Annotated in this window: 24 protein-coding genes and 4 tRNA genes; 6 read left to right on the top strand and 22 right to left on the bottom strand. The window is 66.1% G+C overall.

What is annotated here, in order from left to right; translation table 11 throughout:
- Nucleotides 1-103 precede the first annotated feature (103 nt).
- The 11 genes from pgfA to QP996_RS05925 all read right to left on the bottom strand — a co-directional run bounded on the left by pgfA (nt 104) and on the right by QP996_RS05925 (nt 9,967).
- A complete protein-coding gene (gene pgfA, locus QP996_RS05970; RefSeq protein WP_284871703.1) occupies nt 104-1,042 on the bottom strand; it encodes a cell envelope lipid trafficking protein PgfA in 939 nt (312 codons plus the stop codon).
- 91 nt (nt 1,043-1,133) lie between these two features.
- Nucleotides 1,134-1,523, bottom strand: a complete 390-nt coding sequence (gene rplL / locus QP996_RS05965; protein ID WP_034997198.1) for a 50S ribosomal protein L7/L12 — start codon at nt 1,521-1,523, stop codon at nt 1,134-1,136.
- A 52-nt stretch (nt 1,524-1,575) separates the two neighbouring features.
- The gene (gene rplJ, locus QP996_RS05960; protein WP_284871702.1) at nt 1,576-2,097 is read right to left on the bottom strand and encodes a 50S ribosomal protein L10; all 522 of its coding nucleotides are present in this window, start codon (nt 2,095-2,097) and stop codon (nt 1,576-1,578) included.
- A gap of 302 nt (nt 2,098-2,399) precedes the next feature.
- Entirely contained in the window at nt 2,400-2,621 is a 222-nt protein-coding gene (locus QP996_RS05955; protein ID WP_284871701.1) for a hypothetical protein, read from the bottom strand.
- Nucleotides 2,614-2,847, bottom strand: coding sequence for a colicin E3/pyocin S6 family cytotoxin (locus QP996_RS11860; RefSeq protein ID WP_181889771.1), 234 nt, complete (start codon nt 2,845-2,847; stop codon nt 2,614-2,616). Before QP996_RS11860 ends, QP996_RS05955 begins: the two co-directional genes overlap by 8 nt.
- A gap of 52 nt (nt 2,848-2,899) precedes the next feature.
- A complete protein-coding gene (locus QP996_RS05950) occupies nt 2,900-5,050 on the bottom strand; it encodes a choice-of-anchor M domain-containing protein (RefSeq protein WP_284871700.1) in 2,151 nt (716 codons plus the stop codon).
- Nucleotides 5,047-5,916, bottom strand: a complete 870-nt coding sequence (locus QP996_RS05945; protein ID WP_284871699.1) for an anchored repeat-type ABC transporter permease subunit — start codon at nt 5,914-5,916, stop codon at nt 5,047-5,049. The genes QP996_RS05950 and QP996_RS05945 overlap by 4 nt, the downstream gene beginning before the upstream one ends.
- Nucleotides 5,909-6,661, bottom strand: coding sequence for an anchored repeat-type ABC transporter ATP-binding subunit (locus tag QP996_RS05940; protein ID WP_284871698.1), 753 nt, complete (start codon nt 6,659-6,661; stop codon nt 5,909-5,911). The genes QP996_RS05945 and QP996_RS05940 overlap by 8 nt, the downstream gene beginning before the upstream one ends.
- Nucleotides 6,658-7,512 carry a choice-of-anchor M domain-containing protein gene (locus QP996_RS05935; protein WP_284871697.1) on the bottom strand — a complete coding sequence of 285 codons (855 nt, stop codon included), beginning with the start codon at nt 7,510-7,512 and terminating at the stop codon, nt 6,658-6,660. The genes QP996_RS05940 and QP996_RS05935 overlap by 4 nt, the downstream gene beginning before the upstream one ends.
- Nucleotides 7,509-9,011, bottom strand: a complete 1,503-nt coding sequence (locus tag QP996_RS05930) for an anchored repeat ABC transporter, substrate-binding protein (protein ID WP_284871696.1) — start codon at nt 9,009-9,011, stop codon at nt 7,509-7,511. Before QP996_RS05930 ends, QP996_RS05935 begins: the two co-directional genes overlap by 4 nt.
- Nucleotides 9,008-9,967 (bottom strand): choice-of-anchor M domain-containing protein, encoded by a 960-nt coding sequence (locus QP996_RS05925; protein WP_284871695.1) that lies wholly within the window; start codon nt 9,965-9,967, stop codon nt 9,008-9,010. The genes QP996_RS05930 and QP996_RS05925 overlap by 4 nt, the downstream gene beginning before the upstream one ends.
- A 170-nt stretch (nt 9,968-10,137) precedes the next feature.
- Here QP996_RS05925 and QP996_RS05920 point away from each other — a divergent pair, with 170 nt between their 5' ends.
- On the top strand, nt 10,138-11,217 hold the full coding sequence (locus tag QP996_RS05920) for an HNH endonuclease signature motif containing protein (RefSeq protein WP_284871694.1): 1,080 nt from the start codon (nt 10,138-10,140) through the stop codon (nt 11,215-11,217).
- A gap of 60 nt (nt 11,218-11,277) precedes the next feature.
- Here the strand turns inward: QP996_RS05920 and rplA are convergent, their stop codons facing one another.
- The 9 genes from rplA to QP996_RS05875 form a co-directional block, all read right to left on the bottom strand.
- Nucleotides 11,278-11,985 (bottom strand): 50S ribosomal protein L1, encoded by a 708-nt coding sequence (gene rplA / locus QP996_RS05915; RefSeq protein WP_284871693.1) that lies wholly within the window; start codon nt 11,983-11,985, stop codon nt 11,278-11,280.
- A 65-nt stretch (nt 11,986-12,050) separates the two neighbouring features.
- Nucleotides 12,051-12,479 (bottom strand): 50S ribosomal protein L11, encoded by a 429-nt coding sequence (gene rplK, locus QP996_RS05910; protein ID WP_070421765.1) that lies wholly within the window; start codon nt 12,477-12,479, stop codon nt 12,051-12,053.
- A 171-nt stretch (nt 12,480-12,650) separates the two neighbouring features.
- The gene (gene nusG, locus QP996_RS05905; RefSeq protein WP_284871692.1) at nt 12,651-13,673 is read right to left on the bottom strand and encodes a transcription termination/antitermination protein NusG; all 1,023 of its coding nucleotides are present in this window, start codon (nt 13,671-13,673) and stop codon (nt 12,651-12,653) included.
- Between the two features lie 115 nt (nt 13,674-13,788).
- Nucleotides 13,789-14,109, bottom strand: a complete 321-nt coding sequence (gene secE / locus QP996_RS05900; protein ID WP_284871691.1) for a preprotein translocase subunit SecE — start codon at nt 14,107-14,109, stop codon at nt 13,789-13,791.
- Nucleotides 14,110-14,130: 21 nt separating this feature from the next.
- Nucleotides 14,131-14,206 (bottom strand) — tRNA-Trp (locus QP996_RS05895).
- Nucleotides 14,207-14,270: 64 nt separating this feature from the next.
- Nucleotides 14,271-14,342: transfer RNA gene (locus QP996_RS05890), tRNA-Met, on the bottom strand.
- A gap of 39 nt (nt 14,343-14,381) precedes the next feature.
- Nucleotides 14,382-14,454: transfer RNA gene (locus tag QP996_RS05885), tRNA-Thr, on the bottom strand.
- A 201-nt stretch (nt 14,455-14,655) separates the two neighbouring features.
- Nucleotides 14,656-14,738, bottom strand: a tRNA-Tyr gene (locus QP996_RS05880).
- A gap of 64 nt (nt 14,739-14,802) precedes the next feature.
- A complete protein-coding gene (locus tag QP996_RS05875; RefSeq protein WP_284871690.1) occupies nt 14,803-15,828 on the bottom strand; it encodes a polyprenyl synthetase family protein in 1,026 nt (341 codons plus the stop codon).
- A 95-nt stretch (nt 15,829-15,923) separates the two neighbouring features.
- On the opposite strand from QP996_RS05875, the gene QP996_RS05870 reads away from it, so the two are divergent.
- Nucleotides 15,924-17,144, top strand: a complete 1,221-nt coding sequence (locus tag QP996_RS05870; RefSeq protein ID WP_284871689.1) for a geranylgeranyl reductase family protein — start codon at nt 15,924-15,926, stop codon at nt 17,142-17,144.
- Here the strand turns inward: QP996_RS05870 and QP996_RS05865 are convergent.
- The gene (locus tag QP996_RS05865; protein WP_284871688.1) at nt 17,141-17,830 is read right to left on the bottom strand and encodes a demethylmenaquinone methyltransferase; all 690 of its coding nucleotides are present in this window, start codon (nt 17,828-17,830) and stop codon (nt 17,141-17,143) included. The two genes, QP996_RS05870 and QP996_RS05865, sit on opposite strands and share 4 nt — an antisense overlap.
- 93 nt (nt 17,831-17,923) lie before the next feature.
- Here QP996_RS05865 and QP996_RS05860 point away from each other — a divergent pair, with 93 nt between their 5' ends.
- The 4 genes from QP996_RS05860 to QP996_RS05845 are packed head-to-tail and all read left to right on the top strand — an operon-like array spanning nt 17,924 to nt 20,760.
- Nucleotides 17,924-18,160: a tudor domain-containing protein gene (locus tag QP996_RS05860; protein ID WP_075466476.1), complete on the top strand. Its 237-nt coding sequence runs from the start codon at nt 17,924-17,926 to the stop codon at nt 18,158-18,160.
- A 34-nt stretch (nt 18,161-18,194) separates the two neighbouring features.
- Complete coding sequence (locus QP996_RS05855) at nt 18,195-19,118, top strand: metal ABC transporter substrate-binding protein (protein ID WP_284871687.1); 924 nt, start codon at nt 18,195-18,197, stop codon at nt 19,116-19,118.
- Complete coding sequence (locus QP996_RS05850; RefSeq protein ID WP_034997179.1) at nt 19,115-19,840, top strand: metal ABC transporter ATP-binding protein; 726 nt, start codon at nt 19,115-19,117, stop codon at nt 19,838-19,840. Before QP996_RS05855 ends, QP996_RS05850 begins: the two co-directional genes overlap by 4 nt.
- Entirely contained in the window at nt 19,837-20,760 is a 924-nt protein-coding gene (locus QP996_RS05845) for a metal ABC transporter permease (RefSeq protein ID WP_051106251.1), read from the top strand. The genes QP996_RS05850 and QP996_RS05845 overlap by 4 nt, the downstream gene beginning before the upstream one ends.
- Here QP996_RS05845 and QP996_RS05840 read toward each other — a convergent pair.
- Nucleotides 20,661-21,338, bottom strand: coding sequence for a metal-dependent transcriptional regulator (locus QP996_RS05840; RefSeq protein WP_070474791.1), 678 nt, complete (start codon nt 21,336-21,338; stop codon nt 20,661-20,663). The two genes, QP996_RS05845 and QP996_RS05840, sit on opposite strands and share 100 nt — an antisense overlap.
- Nucleotide 21,339 lies beyond the last annotated feature (1 nt).

Raw genomic sequence — 21,339 nt, 5'->3', positions numbered from 1 at the left:
ACAACCATAGAGTAATCTCCCCCGTTTGTAAAGGCTGCCCGATGCCGTCTGGGCCACTCGTGCGGTTGCTGCCGGAAGCCTACCACCCACCATCCGCGCGCGGTCAATCGCGGCGCGCCGCACGCCCCGGCCGCAGCGCGCCCGCCAGGCCAGCAAGGGTCAGCGCCGCGCCAACCCAGGCCAGCACGCGCCACAGCCCACGGTCCGCCGCGACGGTCTGCGCATCATCCACTTTGTGCACAAGCTTCTCGACGTCCTGCCGGCCCATCACGCCGTCATAGGTGACCACGTTCTTCACGCCGTTGCCTTCTGCGTCGGCGTAGTAGTCGTCCACCTTCTCGTCGATGCCCACGACCACGCCAGTCTCCTGGTCCACCAGGATCTCGCGCTCGGCGGCGTGGTGCAGGAAGGTGCGCTGCGGCTCGCCGTTTTCATCCTCGATTGTGAGCGTGTTGCGCGGGTCCGCGTAGCGCTTGGCCACGTTCGTCGGCGCGATGCGTTGGGTATAGCGGTGCACCGTGCGCCCGGCGATCTCCTCTTCGCCAGAGAATTCCGCCGGCGCTGAGCCGCGCAGCACCGGGTCGAACACCTCCACGGTGTCCTGTGGCGCGGGGGCGGGGAAGGTCAGCCACGCCCCGTCGATAGGCACCTGTGTCGCGGGCATGCCCATGACCAAAAGCGCCTCCGCCGGGCCTTGCGCGGCACCCGTGACGCGGTCCACGGCGTAGGACCACGTCGAGGCCGTGAGCAGGTCGTTGAAGTCCGAGCCGGACTCCCCCGCCCGCAGCGTGTCGCCCACGCGCACGCTCGCCGTGTCACCGTCGGACGGCTCTTGAATCTCCATGTGCAGCTGGCGCGTCACCGGCGCCGCCTCGCCGTCGCGGGTGCCGTCCGGGTCCGTGATGGTCCACGTGGCCTCCCCCAGCGCCAGCGGCAGGCGGTTGCCGGAAAGCAGCACGCTCGGCGCCAACAGCCCCGCCACCACCAGCGCAGCACCGACGCCGGCGAGCAAGACGGAAAGAATGCGGGAAGTGGGCAGCATGGTGGGCTACTTTACCGCAGCCATACACGCGAAACCCCCTCCGGTTGCGTGTGCGAACCGGAGGGGGTGATCGTCGTCAAGCAAAAAGCTCTTACTTGAGGGTGACCTTTGCGCCAGCCTCTTCGAGCTTGGTCTTGGCAGCCTCGGCGTCGTCCTTGTTGGCGCCCTCGAGGATTGCCTTCGGGGCACCCTCGACCATTTCCTTGGCGTCCTTCAGGCCCAGGCCCGGAACCAGCTCGCGGACAACCTTGATCACGCCGATCTTCTTGTCGCCAGCGTCCTCGAGAACGACGTCGAACTCGTCTTTCTCCTCAGCGGCAGCCTCGCCGCCAGCGGCCGGAGCGCCTGCAGCGACAGCAGCAACCGGAGCGGCTGCGGTCACGTCGAAGACCTCCTCGAACTCCTTCAGGAACTCGGAGAGCTCGATGAGGGTCATTTCCTTGAACTGCTCGATGAGCTCGTCCTTGGTGAGCTTAGCCATTGTGGCTTCCTTTCTGTTGGTGGGCGTTTACAGCCCGGATGTAAAAGTGTGTTTATGCGGCTTCCTGCTTGTCCTGCAGTGCAGCGACAAGGCGGGCCGTCTTGGATGCCGGAGCCTGGAACAGGCCGGCTGCCTTTGCCAGAGAGCCCTCGAATGCGCCAGCGATCTTGGCCAGGGTGGTCTCGCGGTTGTCCATCTCGGCCAGCGCGTCGATCTGGGAAGCGTCCAGGACGTTGCCGTCCATGTAGCCGCCCTTGATCACGAACGCGTCGTGGTCCTTGTTGAACTTCTTCATCACCTTCGCAGCGTCGACAGCAGCGTCGCCCTTGATGAACGCGACGGCGGTCGGGCCGGTGAGAAGATCATCGAGACCCTCAATACCGTGCTCGTTTGCAGCGATCTTGATGAGGGTGTTCTTGGCGACGTGGTACTCGACATCGAAGCCCATATCGCCGCGCAGCTGCTGCAGCTGGCCGACGGTCAGGCCACGGTACTCAGTCAGCACGAGGGAATCCGCCTCAGCGAACTTCTCCTTCAGAGCTGCAAGTTCCGCAGTGTTCTTCGGGTTTGCCATGACACACGCCTCCTTCCGATAACTTCATGTTGTTCAATCCGCCCGGAGCATCTTGCCTATCGACGTTCGCTTCGCGCGAAGCTGACGTCGAGAAGCAAAAATGCCCCGTGCAGAAGCACGAGGCATACATAGGAGTGTGCCGCGTTTCTCCTGCGTGGGTCGGCCCCGTAAGTGGAGCGCCTTCGACTCCCTCACGAGAGTGACCGACGGTCTTCGGTGAAACTTGAGCTCGGCCGTTGCGGGCCGTTCAAACTTCGGTAGGGAATGCTAGCGGGTGGACGCGGGTTTGACCAAATCGCGGGTTACGCGGGCTGGCGGTTTTGGCGGCGGTTCTCCAGGATCTCGCCGAGCCTAGAGCCGTAGCGCGCCCAAATCGCGCCCTCTTCCGGAGTGAAACCGAGGTACTCGTCGAGGGTGAGATCCTCACTTCCGGGGGCGGATTCGTGCCAGGCATCCACCCAGTCATCGATGTCGCCCGGCTGCGCGGTGCCTTCCAGGCAGCGTTCCACAAACGTCTTAAACATCGATCCTCCTCCCTCGTTTGGCTTCTCCAATTTTTTCTCCGGTGATCGCGTCAAATACGCCGAGATGTATCCCCCGCAGGTTATAGCCCTCAATGTGGCCGTGTAAAGGGTCATACTCAAAGAGACGCTTTTCTTTGAGATCACGCCACCTGGGCGGACCGCTTCTACTCAGCCGCTCCAGTTTGTCCAAGAATCCCGGCCTCGGCCGAGGTATATAGCTCGCCATAAAACCCTCCCCACCCGTTAGACGTTGTGGAGAGAGTTCCGGTTCCCTTGCTTTACGACGTGCTCCGCTCCACCTTCCGCAGCAATCTCGCCGCCGCGACGAACAGGACGCAACCGCCGATGAGCGCCATGACGCCCACGCCGATGGCGAGGCCCGCCCAGAATCCTCCCGCGGTCGGCGACGTGTCCGCAGCCTGGCCGTCCGGTTGCGCGCCGGCGGCGTCGAGCGACGAGTGGATCCCGGTGCCGCTTCCGCCGGCGGGGTTGCGCGACGGGGCGTAGGTCTCGGACGTGCCTGCGCTACCGGTTGTCGCCGAAGACGCTTCGGACGGCGCTTTTGCTTTGGTCGTTACCGCAGGCTTTGCGGCCTTGGAGTCCTCCCTGGTCTTCGACCTGATGGCGCGGCGGGTGCTTTGCTTGTCGGAGGAGGCGCTGGCGCGGTTGTTGCTCGACGCGCGCTGCGGCTGCGCGGGCGCGGGTTGCGCGGCGGCCGATTGGGGCTGTTTCGGCGGTGCTGCCAGCGCCGCGGTCGAGCCCGACGGGGACCCCGACTTCGAGCCGCTGCCGGTGTCCCTCTTGCGCGCAAGCGGCGCGAGCGTGTCGCCGGCTTTCTTCAGCTCCTTTTCCAGCGAGCGGATGCCCTCGGCCAGCGCGCCCGGCAGCGTGAGCTTGCCCTTGCCGGCACTAGCCGCAGCGTCGGCGCCGCCGAGGCGGCCCTCGCGCGCGGCCGTGACGGCCTCGTCGCCCACGGCGAAGGTGGCCACCAGGTCCTCGGAGAAGTCCTCGCCGGAGACGGACGTGCCGGAGAACGTGAACGTGGCGGTGTACGCGCCCGGTTCGGTGAACCCGAAGCCCTGGTGGTCGTGCGCGTTGACCGGGTACTCCAGTTGCTTGGAGGCGTCGCCGGAGTCCAGCTCCACGCGCAAGCCCCGCAGGTCCTCGTGCCAGGTGTAGATGCGCCCGGGTCCGGACACGTCGCGCATGGACACTGTGACATTCGAACCTTGCGCCAGCGCGTCGGCGGCCACCCGGGTGGTGGAAAATCCCAGCCAGGGAAGGTTTTTCTCCTGCGCCTGCGGCAGGATCCACATCGCCTCGGGCGCGTCCGGGAAGCTCTCGCGCGCGCCCTCCGGCAGCGTTTTTCGGGCCGCGTTGGGCACGGCGAAAATGAAGCTGCCGGATTCGCGTTTGGCCTGGTGGTGGGGGTCGGAGTCGTCGATTAGCTTTGCGCCTATCGACGACCCTTCGGCCACCAACGCCATATCCATATGCCCCGACGTGATGAGCTTGCGCCGGTCCGCGGGCGCGGCGGGCGTAGTGCTCGTCGGCGTTGGCGCGGCCGTGGACGTGGGCTTCGGCGACGACTTCGTGCTCGTCGTCGGACTGGCGGCGGTGGTTTCCTCCGTGGTGTTGGGAGTGCGCAAATCAGTGGTGGTGCCCTCGGGCAGGCCGACGGTGGCGTCGTCGCCGACGAGCCAGTACTGGGTCACCGGCTCGGAGCGCTCCGTGCCGCCGCCGTCGAGCTCGGCGCGGCCCTGCCAGGTCATTTCGTAGATGCCCGGCTCGGAAAACGTCCAAGTGAAGTGGCCGTGGCCGCCGACCTCGTAGGTGATGGTGCGCATGTCCTCGTCGGCGGAGCTAAACAGCCGCTCCGGATCGCCCACGCGCGAGGAGAAAAACACGTTGACGTCGCCGGGGCCGTCCATCTCCACCAGGTCGAAGTGCATGACGTCGTCGACGAAGTTATCCGGGATCTCGCCCGCCTCGTGCGCGGGGTCGAAGGCGCCCAGGCCAGACCAGATGGGCCGCCAGCTGTCGGTCCAGTCCGCGGATTGCGGCGCGGCCCACACGGTGCTGCCGGGCTCGCCGAGGAAGTCCAGGGAGCCGTCCTCAGGCACGGTCAAGGTCGACACGTCGTTGCCGTCGGCGTCGGCGTCTGGGGCGAGGCGGAAGCAGACCTTTTCCTGGTCGGTGACCTGCTGGCCGTCCACCGCCATCACGGTGAGCTTGTCGTTTTTGTAGGTGCCGTAGAGCGCGTCGTTGTGGGAGTGGTAGAGCAGTTTGCGCCCGGCGCACGGGTGATCGATCTTCCCCAGTTCCACGCCGTGGCCCGGGTCGCCGGGGTTGTGCTCCGCGGCCTGCGCCAGCGGTGCGGCCGCGAGCGTGAGCACCGCTGCGGCTGCTGCTGCAACGAATCGCTTCATCGTTTCACCCCCTGAAGCCAGCCGGCGAGCGCACCGCGGCGCGGGGCGAACAGCCAGCTCAGCGCGAAGATGGCGGTCACGGCCAAAACGATGGTTGCTCCCGTGGGCGAGTCGTAGGACCACGCCAGCCACACCCCCGCCACGCTGCCGGCCACGCCGAACGCGGCGGCGATACACATCATCGCGCCCAGCTTGTCCGTGAACAGGCGCGCCGCTGCGGCCGGGGTGATCAGCAGCGCCACCACCAGGATGTTGCCCACCGTCTGCACCGCCAGCACCACCGCGAAGGTCACGCACAGGTATAGCGCCAGATCCAGCGCGGCGACCGGAAGGTTCATCGCCCGGGCGGTCTCCCGGTCCAGTGTCACCGCCGTGAGCCACGGGCGAAGCGCCACCACCACGGCCACGATCAACGCGCCGGCGACGGCCTGGACGGCCAGCGTGGTGGAGCTGACGCCCGTCAGCGAGCCGAACAGAAACGAGCTGACAGAGGCGGTGTAGCCCTCCGCCCGGGAGATCACCACCAGGCCGAAGGCGAACGCGGCGGTGAACACGATGCCGATCACCGAGTCCTCTTTAATGGTGCGCCGCTGTGACATCACCGCGATCAGCACCGCGACGATCGCGCCGGCCACCGCCCCGCCCAGCAGCACGGAGACCTGCCACGCAAACGCCACCGCGATGCCCGGGAAGACGGCGTGCGCCACCGCGTCGCCGATAAAGGCCATGCCCCGCAACACCACGAAACAGCCCACCACCGCGCACAGCACTGCCGCGATCACCGCGGCCGCCAGCGCGCGCGGCAGAAACGCCAGCTGGGGGTTGGCCATGTCGGCCAGGAATTGCACAAACGAAATCTCAGGCACGGGCAGCCTCCAAATGCGCTCGCACGCCGCGCAGCCACGGCGAATCCTCGTCGACGGAGAAGGTGCGGGTCCACGGGGCGTCGTCGTTAAGCTCATGCGTCGCGGCATCGGCGACAACCCCGCGGTTGAACAGCACCAAGCGGTCGCAGGAATCGATGGCCTCGGCGATGTTGTGGGTGGACATGACAACGCCGAGCCCTCGGTCCACCAGGCGGCGGAACAGCCGCAGCAGGTGCTCGGTGGTGGGGACGTCCAGGCCGGTAAACGGTTCGTCGAGAAGCAGCATGCCCGGCCGCCGCACCAGGGCGCGCGCGATGAGCACACGCTGGCGCTGGCCGCCGGACAGGTCGTGGATGGGGCGCGCGGCCAGGTCGGTCAGGTTGACCATCGCCAAAGCTCGCTCGGCGGCGCGGTGCTCGCGCTCGCCAGCGCGGTGCCACCACGGGCGCTGGCCCAGGGTGGCGTTGAGCGTGGCGTCATAGACGTCGATGGGGAAATCCCAGGCCACGTTGTGCGCCTGCGGCACGTACCCCACCACCTTGCGCACCGGGCGCCTGCCAGCGGAGACCGTCCCGGCGTCCGCAGGGATAAGGCCCAGCACCGCGCGCATGAGGGTGGTCTTGCCCGCGCCGTTGGGCCCGAGCAGGCCGACGAACTCGCCGCCGCGCAGCGTGAGATCCACCCCACGGAACACGTCGCGGCCCGGATACGACACCGCCAGGTCACGCACCTCAATCCTTCTCATCGGCGGCCCCGCACAACAAACAGCGCAATCAAAGCGAGAAGCAGCACGCCCGCGCCCGCCAGCAGTCCGATTTTCAGGCCGTTGTTCTGCTGCTCCGCGCCGGCCTGCCCCTCAGCCCGGAATTCGCCGAACGTCGCATCCGCCGCCTCCGCCGGGTCCACACCCACGGCAATGCGCACGACCTGCTCGTCGGTGTGCACGGTGCCGTCTTGGTCCTCCACCGTCGCGCGCACACCCACCAGGTGCGCGCCCGGCTCGGTGAACACCCAGTTGGCGTGGGTGTGCGTGTTCGGCTCCACCCACATCGACTGCGTGCCGGGCTCCTGCTCGTTCCACAGCTGCTGCGGCTCGTGGAACCCGCCGGGCTGGACAAACAGCGAGAACTGGCCCGGGCCTTCGTGTCCGCCGAACTCCAGGTTCATCCCGTTGGCGGAGCGTTCCAGAAGCGACGGCGCCTGCGAGTTCCACCCCAGCCACGGCACGCCGGCGGCCTCGGTCTGCGGGATCACCCACACCTCGGCCCCCGGTTTCGCGCCGGTGAACGCGAACTGGTCGGTCTCCGGCAGGGTCTGCTTCGCGCCGTCGCTGACGGCGAAGACCACGTCCTCGAGGTGGCGCCACACGGGCGTGTCCTGCGTGTCGTCGCGCACCAGGAACTGCATTTTCCCGTCGGCGAAGACGGGGCCCAGATCCGCGTGGCCGGCGTCGATAACGGCGCGCTCGCCCAGCGGGGCGACCTGCTCGTCGGTGCCGACGACCTGCTGCAACGCCGGGTCGTTGTCCGGCACCTGGGCGGCAGCGACGGGTGCGGCCGCGATCATTGCGGCGGTGACGAGTGCGGGAATTTTCATGGTTGTCCTTTCAAACATTTGCTTATCGACGCCCCATTGGCCCGCACCAGATCCACATACGTCTGCGCAGGCCCCTCCCCCGGCGGGTCCAAGGTGTCGCCCCAGATCGGGCACACCTCAACCCCGTGCGAGGCAGCGGTTTCGTTTAAGACGGGCGTTTCGTCTTCCTGGCCGTGCTCGACGAACACCGCCGGCACGCCCAAGTTGTCCAGCGTGCGCGACAACGCCATCAGATCGCGCGGGCTCGGCTCCACGCTCGGATTCGGGGTGACAAACCCGGCCACGCGCAGCCCGTACGCGCGCGCCAGGTAGGCGTAGCCGTGGTGGGTGGTGACCAGGTTGCGGTTTGTCTCCGGGACCTGCTCGAGCTGTTCGCGCACCTCCTGCGCCACCTGCTTGAGCTGGGCGCGGTAGCGCTCGGCGTTGTCGGCGTACGCGCTGGCGTGGCGCGGATCCGCCGCAGACAGCTCGTCGCGCACCACCTGCACCACCGCATCCATCGCGGCCGGGTCGTGCCAGATGTGCGGATCTAGCTCCCCGTGGACGTGGCGGCCCAGCACCGCCTGCGGCAGCAGGTACGTCTCCTCGCCCGGGTCGCCCAAGAAGCGGAACTCGCGCTGCGGCGGGATCGGCTGCAGCGTCTTCGACGGCACCACGACCACCGTGCCCGCGGGGTCCAGGTCGCCCTCGTCGTCCGTGCGCAGGGTCAGTTGCGTGTTGCGGTTGCCGGCGACCGCGGCGATGTCCACATGCCCGCGCTCCACCGCATGCTTGCCCGGGGCGGCCTGGCCCGGGTCCTGGCCCACCACGAGGGTGAACGTCTGCTCAGTCTGGCTGCGCACCGGCGCGTCCACCGCGTCGCGCACCGTGGCGCGAAGCCGCAGCTTGTACACGCCGGGGGCGGAAAAGGCCCAGCTGACGTGGGTGTGCGCGTCCACCGGCAGCGTGGTGGCGCCACCCGTGGAGTCGAACAGCAGCTCCGGGGTGCCAAAGGTGCCGAGGATGAAGGCGGAGGCGGTGCCGGGACCGGAGGCGTCGACAAGCTCAAGCTCCGCGACCGCGGTGCGCGGCAGATCCGCCGCGAACCGCAACCCCAGCCACACCGTGTCCAGACTCGCGTCCTCCACCAGCGGAATCGGGGCGTAGCCGAAGCGCTGCGTCTGTTCCGCCAGCGCCACCACCCGCGCCTGCGGGCGCGCCGTCGCATCAATCGTGCGGGTCAGCGCCTGCGGCTCCAGCAACAACCCGTTGGTAAACACCGCGTCCGCGTACGCGATATCGCGCGTGTTGTGCAGCGTCGGCTCGTACGAGTGCGGGTCGGCACCGCGGCGCATCAGCGTCTTGACCTCGGCGTTATCGCCGGCGACGTTGCGCACGACGTCCGCAAGAATGCTTGTCGACGCCACCACGTTCACCCCCTCAACCTCCTCCGGAGCCTGCGAGCAGCCCGTAAGAGCAACGGCGATCGCGCACGCCGCCAGCGCCCGGGCACGCCTCACTTTCCAACCCCCGCAAGCGCCAACAGCTTGCGACGCAGCGCCGTATCCAGGCAGCACATCGCCGCGCCGAACACCGCCACGCCAAGACCGAGGACCGCGAACGGGACGGTCATCACCGTCGTCCCGGTCTCCGCAAGCGTGTCCGGGCGCTCTTCGGCGGGCTGCTCCTGCTGGGCCGGTTGCTGGGCCGGTTTTTGGGCCGGTTTCTGGGCCTGCTTCTCGGGTTGCTGCTGAGCCGCCTTCTTCGTTGTGGTGCTCGATTGCGCAGCACCCGTCGCCGCCTTGGACTGCGCGGCGGGCGCCGCCGTAGACGCCTCAGTCTTCGCCGCGGGTGCCGCCGGTGCCGCCTCGCCGTCGCCGACGATCCAGGTGTAGGTGGCCTCGTTCGAACTCGCGCCGCCGCCGCTGGCCACAACGCGCATCTGGTAGGTGCCGGGCTCGGTGAACAGCCAGTTCGCGTGGACGTGCGCGGGCTCTTCCTGGGCGATCACGGAACCCGTCTCAAGGCGCGTCGCTCCGCCCTCGAGCACCGGATCCAGGGAGCCGAAGCTGCCCGTCTGGAACAGGTAGACCTCGCCGGGGCCGGTGACCTCGACGAACTCCAGATCAATCGCGCCGATATCGCGCGCGCCCTGTGTGTCCCAACCCGGCCAGATCAGATCCGAGCGCTGCGTCTGCGGCAGCATATAGCCGGCCTTGCCGATCTCCGGGATCTCCGCCGTGCGCTCCGTGTACGCATCCTCGCCGACGACCAACTCCACGTCCTCCGGGGCGTGGCGCACGTGGCTGCCGGTGGTGTCTTCCTTCAGATCCAAAGTCAGCTCGCCGCCGTCCGCCGTGACATTGAACGCATCGATGTGGCCTTGATCTAGGCGCTGCACCTGCGCGTGCGCCGGCGTGATGCCCAGCACCGCGAGCAGAAACACCGTCAAGCTAATGAAAACTCTTTTCAACACTTAATGAAGATTAGTTTCAATAGCGGATGGCGCGGGAACGCTACCCCCATCACGGGGAAACCGCAAGGGTCTTGTCCGGCTGTGGACAACTTTGGGGCTTCTGTGGCGAGTTGTCCACAGATTTCGGTTCGGGGGTTGTGCGGGGTTGTGTTCGGTTTAGTGTTCGTGGCATGAACCCGTTCGACGCGTTTATCGAGGCGATGGCCGCGGCATCCATGGAGACGCTGCGGCACTTCGACCTGCCGGTTGCCCTGGGCGCCGGGATGGCGCCGGATCGGGCGCGTGCGTGGGATCAGATGCAGAAGGTGTACTACGGGCCGACCAAATTCACCCGGAAGCAAGCTTTGGCAGTACAGAAGGCCCACGGGTTCTCGCTGGACGAGCTCGCGTTGATTGAACGCCGCGTCGGTGGTGTCAAGGACACCAGCGAGCGGTGGCGGCTGCGCCTGGAGTTGCTAGACGTCACCGGCGGGTACCGCGCGATCGAACGCGCCGCCCGCGAGCTCGTCCCGCGCGAAGACAACGCCCCGACAAAGAAGCAGGTCGCGTTCTCCGCGCCGAAGAACGGGCGGGCGCGCATCACCATCGACACCACCGACCGCAAAGCAGCCGACTTAGAACACCGCCTGCGGCAAGGCATCGACGCCACACAGCCCGCGGCGCCCCAGATGGAGGAGGCGTTCTGGCGCATCGTCGAAGGCGAAACCGGCGGGGTCGTCACCGCGGCACCACGCCCGATCGTGATGGTGCCGATCAACGAGCACGCCCGGATCATGGCGGGTGACGGCGACGACGTCATCCTGACGCTGACTGACGGCACCACCATGACCGGGGCGGAGTACCTCCAGCAAGAGTTCGGCGAAGCCTTGGAGGTTGCCGCTTTCCACCCGGAGGAAGGCGCGGTCAACCTCTACGACACCGAACGATTCGCCAACCAGAAACAGCGCGATATGGCCTGCATGGTCTCCCCCGTGTGCGCGTTCCCGGGCTGCCGCCACGGGGCGTTGGGCTCCGAGATCCACCACGTGGACGCGTGGAAACACGGCGGCTACACCAACATGAACAACCTGGTGCCGCTGTGCCGCTACCACAACCGGATCAACGACGACGACCCCTGGCGCACCAAACGCGGCCGCATAGCCATGATCAGAGGCGCACCCTGGTGGGTCTCACCGCGGGGGTATCACCTGAGAAACACCGACCGCGGAGCACTCGACCAACTCTTCGGCCCCCGAAGAGCACACCCCTAACAACGCGAAACGCCGCCGCCCAAACGGGCGACGGCGATGTGGTGCGCGTAAAAGCGGAACTTACTTGGTGGCGTAGTTCTTCTCCACGGAGGTGTCCACCGGCACACCCGGGCCCTGGGTTGCGGAAACGGTGATCTTCTTCAGGTAGATGCCCTTGGCGGACGCCGGCTTGAGACGGATGACCTCGTCGAGCAGCGCGCCGTAGTTTTCAGCGAGCTGCTCCGGGGTGAACGACGCCTTGCCGATGATCGCGTGCAGGTTGGACGCCTTGTCCACGCGGAAGGCGATCTTGCCGCCCTTGGAGTCCTGGATCGCCTTCGCGACGTCCGGGGTGACGGTGCCGGTCTTCGGGTTCGGCATCAGACCACGCGGGCCCAGCACGCGGGCGACGCGGCCGACCTTGGCCATCTGGTCCGGCGTAGCGATAGCCACGTCGAAGTCGATCTGGCCTGCGTTGATCTGCTCGATCAGCTCGTCGGTGCCGACGATGTCCGCGCCAGCCTCCTGCGCCTTGGTTGCGTTCTCGCCCTCGGCGAAGACAGCGACGCGGACGGTCTTGCCGGTGCCGTGCGGCAGGTTGACGGTGCCGCGGACCAGCTGGTCGGCCTTGCGCGGGTCGACGGACAGGCGCATTGCCACGTCGATGGTTGCGTCGTACTTGTCGGAGGAGGTCTCCTTCGCAAGGGTGACGGCGTCGAGCGGGTGGTAGAAGTTCTCGCGGTCAACCTTCGCGAGCTGCTCGATGTAGTGCTTGGACTTCTTAGCCATGTTGGGTTCCTTTCCGGAGTTGTGGTTGTGCGGGCCTGGCTTACGGCCCTTCCACGTGAAGCTTTTTACTTCTCGACGTCAATGCCCATGGAACGGGCAGTACCCGCGATGATCGCAGCGCCTGCCTCGATGTCGCGGGCGTTGAGGTCGTTCTTCTTGGTCTCGGCGATCTCCTTGCACTGCTCCCAGGTGACCTTGCCAACCTTGTCAGTGTGCGGGACGCCGGAGCCCTTCTGCAGACCCGCAGCCTTCAGCAGCAGGGACGCTGCCGGCGGGGACTTCAGGATGAAGTCGAAGGAGCGGTCCTCGTAGACCGTGATCTCCACCGGCACGATGTTGCCGCGCATGGACTCGGTTGCGGCGTTGTAGGCCTTGGTGAACTCGACGATGTTCACGCCGTGCGCACCGAGCGCCGGACCGACCGGCGGGGCCGGGTTGGCCATGCCAGCTTCGATCTGCAGCTTGATCAGGCCAGTGACCTTCTTCTTTGCCATCGCGTTACCTCCTAGTTACAGCACCCGCAGCCACGATGAGCTGCTGCGGGGCTTCCGGATGCCGGGGGTGGACCCAGCCACCGGGGATTTACAAGAAACGAAAACGTCGCGCGTGCGTGCACGCGCGACGAGTCAGGATACGCCGTGAGGACGTCGAGAAGCAAAACGCTCCTACATGATGCGCTCGATCTGGTCGGCGGTCAGCTCGACCGGGGTCTCGCGGCCGAAGATAGACACCAGCGCCTCGATCTTGCCGGTCTCCGGGTCGATCGCGTTGATGGTGGCCGACACGGACGCCAGCGCGCCGGAGAGGATCGTGACAGCTTCGCCGACCTTGTAGTCGTGCGCGAGCTGCTTCGGCGCCTCTTCCTCCGGCATCGCCACGACGGTCTCGCCCTCGGCGTTGACTTCCGGCTTCGCGCCGGTTGCGGCGGACTTGGGAAGCAAGAACTTAGCGACGTCACGGTGCTTCACCGGCGTCGCATTGCCCTCATTGCCCACGAACGAGGTCACACCTGGGGTCTCGCGGACCACGGACCAGGCCGCGTCGTTCATGTCCATGCGCACGAGCACGTAGCCCGGCAGAAGCTTGCGCTTGACCAGCTTCTTCTTGCCGTCCTTGTTCTCGATGGCCTGCTCGATTGGAACGACGACCTCGTAGATGGAGTCCTCGACCTCGAGGGTCTGGGAGCGCATCTCCAGGTTGGTCTTCACCTTGTTTTCGTAGCCGGAGTAGGACTGGATGATGTACCAGTCGCCCGGCTGCTTCTTCAGCTCGCGGGTGTACTCGCGCAGGCGGCGGCGGTACTCGCCGTCGGTGTCTGCGTCAGCCTCAGCCTCGGTGCCGCCCTCGGTGTCGACCTCGCCTTCAACGGCGTTGAGGTCGGTCTCCTGAACCGGCTCCTCGACGGCACCGTCGGCGTCGGTCGCAGCATCTGCGTCATCGGCCTCGGCGTCGACGGCGTCCTGCGCTGCGTCCTGCACCTCGGCGTCGCTCAGCTCCGCGCCAGCGTCAGCCTCGGCGCTACTGTCGCTCTCCTCGTCGGAGGAGTCACCGCCCTCGGTGCCGGCCGGATCGTCGTCGCCGCCGTCGCGGGCCGGGTCGGTGGACGGCTGCACGGGCGCGCCCTCGTCGATCATTTCCTGCTCGTTGTTCTCGATGGCGCCTTGAACGTCTTTGTTTGCCTCAGTCATGGCTTTGTCTCCTCATCCGTCGAAATGTGTGCGCCCCAGGGTACCGGGGCAAAAATTATCCCGCCCTCCTCGGTGTCCGAGGCGGCGGGAAAACGTTGTACGCGTGGAATTATACCTAGCGGATGAAGATCCAGCGAATCACCCACGATGCCAGCGTGTCGGTGCCCCACACGAAGATGGTCAGCACGATCAGGAACGCGAACACGATGAGGGTGTAGTTGAGCATCTGCTTGCCGGTCGGCCAGATGACTTTGCTCATCTCGGAGACGACTTCGCCCGGGAAGGCAGTGACGCTGGAGCCGTCCTTGGCCTCGGCGTCGTCGGCGGCCACGGGGGCGCGCTTCGCTTCGTAGTCTTCGGAGGAAACGGGAGAAGCCCCACGCAGCTGACGCTTGCCGGTCGGCTGTGCGGGGTTTTGACCGTTGGGGTTAGTCACTAAAACTCCTCCAGGTTGTTTTGGCAGGGGCGACAGGACTCGAACCTGCAACCTACGGTTTTGGAGACCGTTGCGCTACCAATTGCGCCACGCCCCTAGGGCACTCGATCAAGTGCGCCTAACCCTACCACGGTCACCTTTCGGTTCCCGTTTGAGGTGAGTAGCGATGGAGAGAATTGAACTCTCGACACAGCGATTATGAGTCGCTTGCTCTACCACTGAGCTACACCGCCATGGTGCTCGCTGGACCAAAAGACCCTAGCAAACAACAGAGCCCCCTGACAGAATCGAACTGTCGACCTTTTCCTTACCATGGAAACGCTCTGCCGACTGAGCTAAGGGGGCACAGCCTCTTTGTTGTGGATCTTCGCTTTCGCTCTGACCCGCTCCGTTGAAGCCTTGGAAAGATTAACCCGATGTTGTTTTCAAACACAAATCGCCTGGCAGATGCGGGTTTTTTAAGCGGTTACGGTGAGTGCTTTAGTGCGTCGTGAAGCAATTGCTTAACAACGAAACCCCGCCGGTGAAACCGACGGGGTTTGTGTGTGCCAGGTAGAAGATTCGAACTTCTGAAGGCTAATGCCGGCGGATTTACAGTCCGCTCCCTTTGGCCGCTCGGGCAACCTGGCGAGCACGTTCAAAGTGCGGGATTTACTCTACAACACCGCCCCGCAATCGGCGCAAATCGGCAGGTTAACCGACACGTTCGACAGTCATGCGGGTCATGGTGCGAAGCGCTTCGCGCGCGGGGACGTCCGGCAGGGCGTCGAGTTCGCGCTCCACGTCGTCGACGTAGCCCCGCACGGTTTCCAGAGCGCGCTCGCGGCCGCGGGTCTGGCCGATGAGTTCCAGCGCTCGGGCGACATCGGCATCGTCGGTGAGCGGGCCGGTGAGTAGGCCGCGCAGCTCCTCGCCGGCGGGCGAGTCCTCTTGCAGCGCGTAGAGCACCGGCAGGGTGAACACGCCTTCGCGCAGGTCGGTGCCGGGGGTCTTCCCGGACTGCTCTGGGTCGGAGAAGATGTCGATGATGTCGTCGACGATCTGGAAGACCATGCCCACCGCGTCGCCGATGCGGGAGCAGCGCGCCACCACCTCGTCGGACGCACCGGCGTGGCGCGCGCCCAGGTAGGCGGCCGAGGAGATGAGCACGCCGGTCTTTTCCTCGATGACTTTCAGGTAGTGCTCCACCGGGTCGTTCGCGCCCGCGCCTTCCGCGCCGACGGTCTCGCGCATCTGGCCGGTGACCAGCTCGGAGAAGGTGTCGGCGAAGTGGCCCACGGTGTCGACGTCCATCAGGCTCATCTGACGCGACGCGTGGGCGAACAGAATGTCGCCGGCGAGGATGGCCACGGTGTTGGTCCAGCGGGTGTTGGCGGATTCCACGCCGCGGCGGCGCTCGGCTTCGTCCATGACGTCGTCGTGGTAGAGCGTGGCCAGGTGCACCATCTCGGTCACCGCTGCCCCGCGGACGACGTTCTCAGAGCCTGGGTTCGGCCCGAATTCGCTGCACAGCAGCGCCATCATGGGGCGGAAACGTTTGCCGCCGGCTTTGGCCAGGTGGGTGACTTTGTCGGTGAGGAAGCTCGCCCCGCGGGAAAGCTCCGTCATCAGCAGCTCCTCCACCGCTTCGAGCCCGGTGTTGAGCCGGGTGTTGAGCGCGTCGTCGCCCAGGTCCAGGTTGAATCCGTGGCGCGGTGACGGAGTGGTGCCGTACGTCATAGATAACGTCCTTGCAGGTTGGATGGGCCCATGTGTAACGCACTAACCGTAGCCCAATTACCCCGCCGGGTGCACTTGCGGGTGGCGCTGGCAGAATGTGGCGCGTGAGTGAGTTGTTCGACCTCGTTGTTGTGGGCGCGGGCCCTGCGGGTTCCGCCGCCGCGATCGCCGCGCAGCGGGCCGGGTTGCGCACCCTGCTTCTCGACGCGCAAGGCCCCCGCCGCGACAAAACCTGCGGGGACGGGCTCACGCCGCGGGCCGTCGATACGCTTGTGCGCCTGGGGCTTAAAGTGCCCGCGTACCGCAACAACGGGTTGAAGCTGCACGGCTTCGGCGGGGATGTTGTCGCGCCGTGGCCGCGCGGCGAGGGCTCGGCGTCCCCGCGGGCGACGTTTGACGCGATGCTCGTCCGCGAAGCTTCGCTCGCCGGCGCCACCGTCCGCCACGACTGCGCCGCGACGGGGGTGTGTTTCAGCGGCGGAGCGATCAGCGAGGTGGAGACTTCCGGCGGTGTGGTGCGCGCCCGCTGGGTGATTGTGGCGGACGGGGTGCGCTCCCCCTTCGGCAAGCTGCTGGGGCGAACGTGGCACCGCGGGCAGGTCTACGGCATCGCGGCGCGCTCCTACTGCGAATCGCCGTATTCGGACGAGCCGTGGATGCACTCGCACGTGGAGCTCCGCGACGCCGACGGGGTAATCCAGCCCGGCTACGGCTGGATCTTCCCGCTCGGCGACGGCACCGTGAACCTGGGCTGCGGCGCGCTGTCCACCGACGCGCGCCCGGCGAAGGTGAACACGAAGAAGCTGCTCGCCCTATACGCCTCGCAGCAGCGCGAGGCGTGGCAGCTCGGCCCAGAAAAGGCCGTGGCCTCGGCGCTTTTGCCCATGGGCGGGGCGGTGTCCAACGTGGCGGGGCCGAACTGGGCGCTGATCGGCGACGCGGCGGCGTGCGTGAACCCGCTCAACGGCGAGGGCATCGACTACGGGCTGGAAACGGCGGTGCTCGCCGTCGACCTGATCGCGGACGGCGGGGATTTGACGCTTGCGTGGCCAGCGCTTCTGCGTGAGCAGTACGGCGACGCGTTCACGCTGGCCCGCACCCTGGCGCGCCTGCTCACCTACCCGCAGTTTTTGCCGCTGGCGGGCCCGGTGGCGCTGCGCGGGCTCGGCGGGCGCTACCTCATGCCGGCGGCGGCGCGGCTGATGGGCAACTTGGTCGCAGACGGGGACAGGGATCTCGTCGCAAGGCTGTGGCGTACAGCTGGCAAGGGCACGCGGGCGGTGTCTGGCGGCCAGCCGCTTTGGGACGTGCGCTAGGCAGGCTTGACCGCACTATGCAGCGCGACGATGCCCGCGGTGAGGTTCTGCCAGCTGGCGTCTGACCAGCCGTTGGCGTTGATCGCCGCGGCGAGCTCCTCCTGGCCCGGCCAGGCGCGGATGGACTCGGCGAGGTACTCGTAGGCCTCCGCGTTGGAGGAAAACAGCTTCGCCAGCGCCGGCACCGCCAGCGGCAGGTACTCCTTGTACAGGATGCGGAAACCCGGCACGACGGGGGTGGAAAATTCGTTGACGGCCAAACGCCCGCCCGGCTTGGTCACGCGCGCCATTTCGCGCAGGCCGGCTTCGAAGTCGTGGACGTTGCGCAGCCCGTAGGAGATGGTCACCGCGTCGAAGGTGTCATCGGCGAACGGCAGGTGCATCGCATCACCGACGACCTTGGGCACGTTGCGGTCTTTGCCGGCGGCGAGCATGCCCTGGGAGAAGTCGCAGGCCACTACCCACGCGCCGGATTTGCCCAGCTCCACGGTGGATACGGCGGTGCCGGCGGCGAGATCCAGCACGAGCTCGCCGGGCTGCAGGTTGAGGCGCTCGCGTGTGCGGCGGCGCCAGTGCTTGTCCAGGCCGAACGACAGCACGGTGTTGGTCTTGTCGTAGTTTTTGCCCACGTCGTCGAACATGCCGGCAACGTCGAAGGGCTTTTTGTCCAGATCCGCCTTGGCCATGGTGCGCAAGTCTACTTTGCCACCCACAAACGGAGGCCGCACGACAACACAACACTTGCAAGTTCGTAGCACCGAACTTTATTATTCGCCGGTATGGGACTTGATGACTCCAACATGGGCGCATGGCTCGAAGCCATCGCATTGTTCGAGACCGCACGCGAAGGCGACTACCTCGCGTCCGCGCGGCTCGTGCGCTCCAGCGCCAATCCGGAAGACGTCACGCTCAACCTGATGCGGCTGCTCGCCGTCTACCTGCGCGACGAATCCCCGCAAAAGCTCGACCGATTCATTGCCACGTCCCACCGCGTCGGCCCGCCGCCGCTTCTCTAACCGCACGGAAAAACACAGAAAGAAAAGGACCAACATGCTGAAATCCAAGGTGCTCGCACTCGCCGCCACGGCTGCGCTAGCTGCCGGCCTGGCAGGCTGTTCGCAGGACAGCACCGACGCCGCCGGTGACAAAGACACCCCCGTGGTGCTCACCACGTTCACGGTGATCCAGGACATCGCTTCGAACGTCGCCGGCGACCACCTGCGGGTGGAGTCCATCACCAAACCCGGCGCGGAGATCCACGGCTACGAGCCCACCCCGGGCGACATCTCGCGCGCCTCCGACGCCGACCTGATCCTGGACAACGGCATGAACCTGGAAAACTGGTTCTCACAGTTCGTCTCTGACCTGGACGTGCCCCACGCCGTGGTCAGCGAAGGTGTCGACCCGATCGACATCGCCGAGGACGCCTACGCCGGCAAGCCCAACCCGCACGCCTGGATGAGTCCGGTGAACGTGCAGAAGTACGTGGACAACATCGTCGACGCGTTCAGCGAACTCGACCCGGAGCACGCCGATGATTTCAAGGCCAACGGCGAAACATACAAGCAGGAACTGCAGGCTGTGCAAGACGAGCTGGAAACCAAGCTCGCCGCTGTCCCCGACAAGCAGCGCGCCTTGGTCACCTGCGAAGGTGCGTTCTCCTATCTGGCTCGCGACGCGAAGTTGACCGAGCGCTACATCTGGCCGGTCAACGCTGAGCAGGAAGCCACCCCGCAGCAGATCGCCGGCGCGATCGAGTTTGTGAAGGAAAACAACGTCCCGTCTGTGTTCTGTGAATCCACGGTCTCTAACGCGCCGATGATGCAGGTCGTGAAGGCCACCGGCGCGGAGTACGGCGGCACCCTCTACGTCGATTCGCTTTCTGAGGAAAACGGCCCGGTGCCGACCTACCTGGATCTGATTCGCCACGACACGAAGGTGATCATCGACGGTTTGAACGGGGGCAAGCAGTGATCCCCGCAATCGCGGTTGACGATGTTGCGGTGCGCTACGGCGACGTCGTCGCGCTCGACGGCGCAACTTTGAGCGTCCAACCAGGCCGTATCTGTGGGCTGATCGGGATGAACGGCGCGGGCAAATCCACGCTACTCAAGGCGATCATGGGGTTGGTCAAGCCGGATCGCGGCACGGTTCGTATCAACGGCATCGACCCCATGCGCGCCCGCAAGACGCAGGTGCTGGGCTACGTCCCGCAGAGCGAGGACGTGGACTGGCAGTTCCCGGTCACAGTGCGTGATGTGGTCATGATGGGCCGCTACGGCCACATGGGCTTTACCCGCCACGCGCGTGCGGAGGACATTGCGGCTGTGGATCGCGCGCTTGAGCGCACCCACCTTGAGTCGTTCGCAGACCGCCAGATCGGTCAGCTTTCGGGTGGCCAGAAGAAGCGTGCCTTCATCGCCCGCGGTATCGCTCAGGGTGCGAGCATCATGCTTCTCGACGAACCCTTCGCCGGCGTGGACAAACATTCCGAGGCCACCATCACTGAGCTGCTGCGTGACCTCGCGGCAGAAGGCACCACTATTTTTGTGGTGACGCACGACCTGGTTGCCTTGCCCCAGCTCGCGCCGGAGACAGTGCTGTTGAACCGCCGGGTGTTGATGCACGCCCCGACTGAAGTGGTGTTAGAGCCGGACAATTTGGTACAGGGCTTCGGTATGGGGGTGTCAGCATGATTGCGCTGCTTACGGAGCCGTTTGGGTACGAGTTCATGATGCGTGCGCTTGCGACCTCGCTGGTGGCGTCGATTGTCTGCGCGCTGTTGTCGTGCTGGCTGGTGTTGGTTGGCTGGTCGCTGATGGGCGATGCGGTAAGCCACGCTGTCCTGCCCGGCGTGGTGCTGGCCTACATTCTGGGCGTGCCGTTTGCCGTCGGCGCGGTGGTGTTCGGGTTCCTTGCGGTGGCACTGATCGGGCTGGTGCGCGATACGTCCCGGGTGAAGGAGGATGCGGCCATTGGCATTGTGTTCACCACCATGTTCGCGCTGGGGCTCGTGCTCATTTCGGTAACCCCTTCGCACACGGATCTGAACCACATCATCTTCGGCAATCTGCTTGGTGTGTCCCGTGGGGACCTGCTGCAGGTGGCCATCCTGGGAGCGATCGTGTTGAGCGTGCTGGTGCTCAAGCGGCGCGACTTCACCCTCTACGCGTTCGATCCCACCCATGCACACGCGATTGGGTTGAATCCGCGCCTGCTCGGTGCGGCCCTGCTGGCACTGCTGGCGCTGACGTCAGTGGTGGCACTCCAGGCCGTTGGCGTGATCCTGGTGGTGGCGATGCTGATCATCCCGGGTGCGACCGCCTACCTGCTCACCAACAAGTTCGGCACGATGCTGGTCATCGCCCCGACCATGTCGGCAGCGTGTGCAATCGTGGGGTTGTACTGCTCCTACTACCTGGACACAGCCTCTGGCGGCATGATTGTGCTCGCCCAAGGTGTGGTGTTTGGTGTGGTGTACCTGTTCGGCCCGCATGGGGTGCTGCGGGGTCGTCGTTACGCATCCACGCGCACGAAGACGGAATCCGTGGCTTCCTCGCCGAGCGGCACCGCCTCCGCCGCGCCGGCAAGCCGGACCGCGACCGCGCCGGAGTAAGGGGCACCCTCTCCCACCTCGAGGGTTGCGCCGACGACGAGCCCATGGCTGTCAAGGAACTTCAGCAGCTTCGGGTCGTCGTCCGCGATGCGCTCGATCGTGGCCGTGTGCCCGGGTTGCACACCGGTCAGCGGCACCGCCGCGGGGGTGTCGACACGGCCGCTGGCTGAGGGGATGGGGTCGCCGTGGGGGTCGCGGCTGGGGTAGTCCAAAAACGCGTCGATACGGTCGACCATGAAGTCGCTCACCGAGTGTTCGAGGTTTTCGGCCTCGTCGTGCACCTGGTCCCAGGTGTAGCCCAACGCCTCCACCAAAAACGTTTCAATCAGGCGGTGGCGGCGGATCATCGCCACCGCGTACGTGCGGCCTGTGTCGGTCAGCTCGACGGCGCCGTAGGGCTTATGTTCCACCAGGCCCTGCTCGCCGAGCTTGCGCACCCCGTCGGAGACGGTGGATTTGCGCAGTCCAAGGTGCTTGGCCACCGACGACGGCGTCACCGGCGTATCTGACCACTCCGAAAGCGCCCAGATGCCTTTGAGGTAGTTCTGGGTGCTGGTGGACAGGTCGCCGACGGACATG

This window comes from Corynebacterium sp. MSK008 (genome assembly GCF_030232585.1).
Taxonomy (GTDB): Bacteria; Actinomycetota; Actinomycetes; order Mycobacteriales; family Mycobacteriaceae; genus Corynebacterium.
This window is presented reverse-complemented; position numbering and strand designations above follow the sequence as displayed.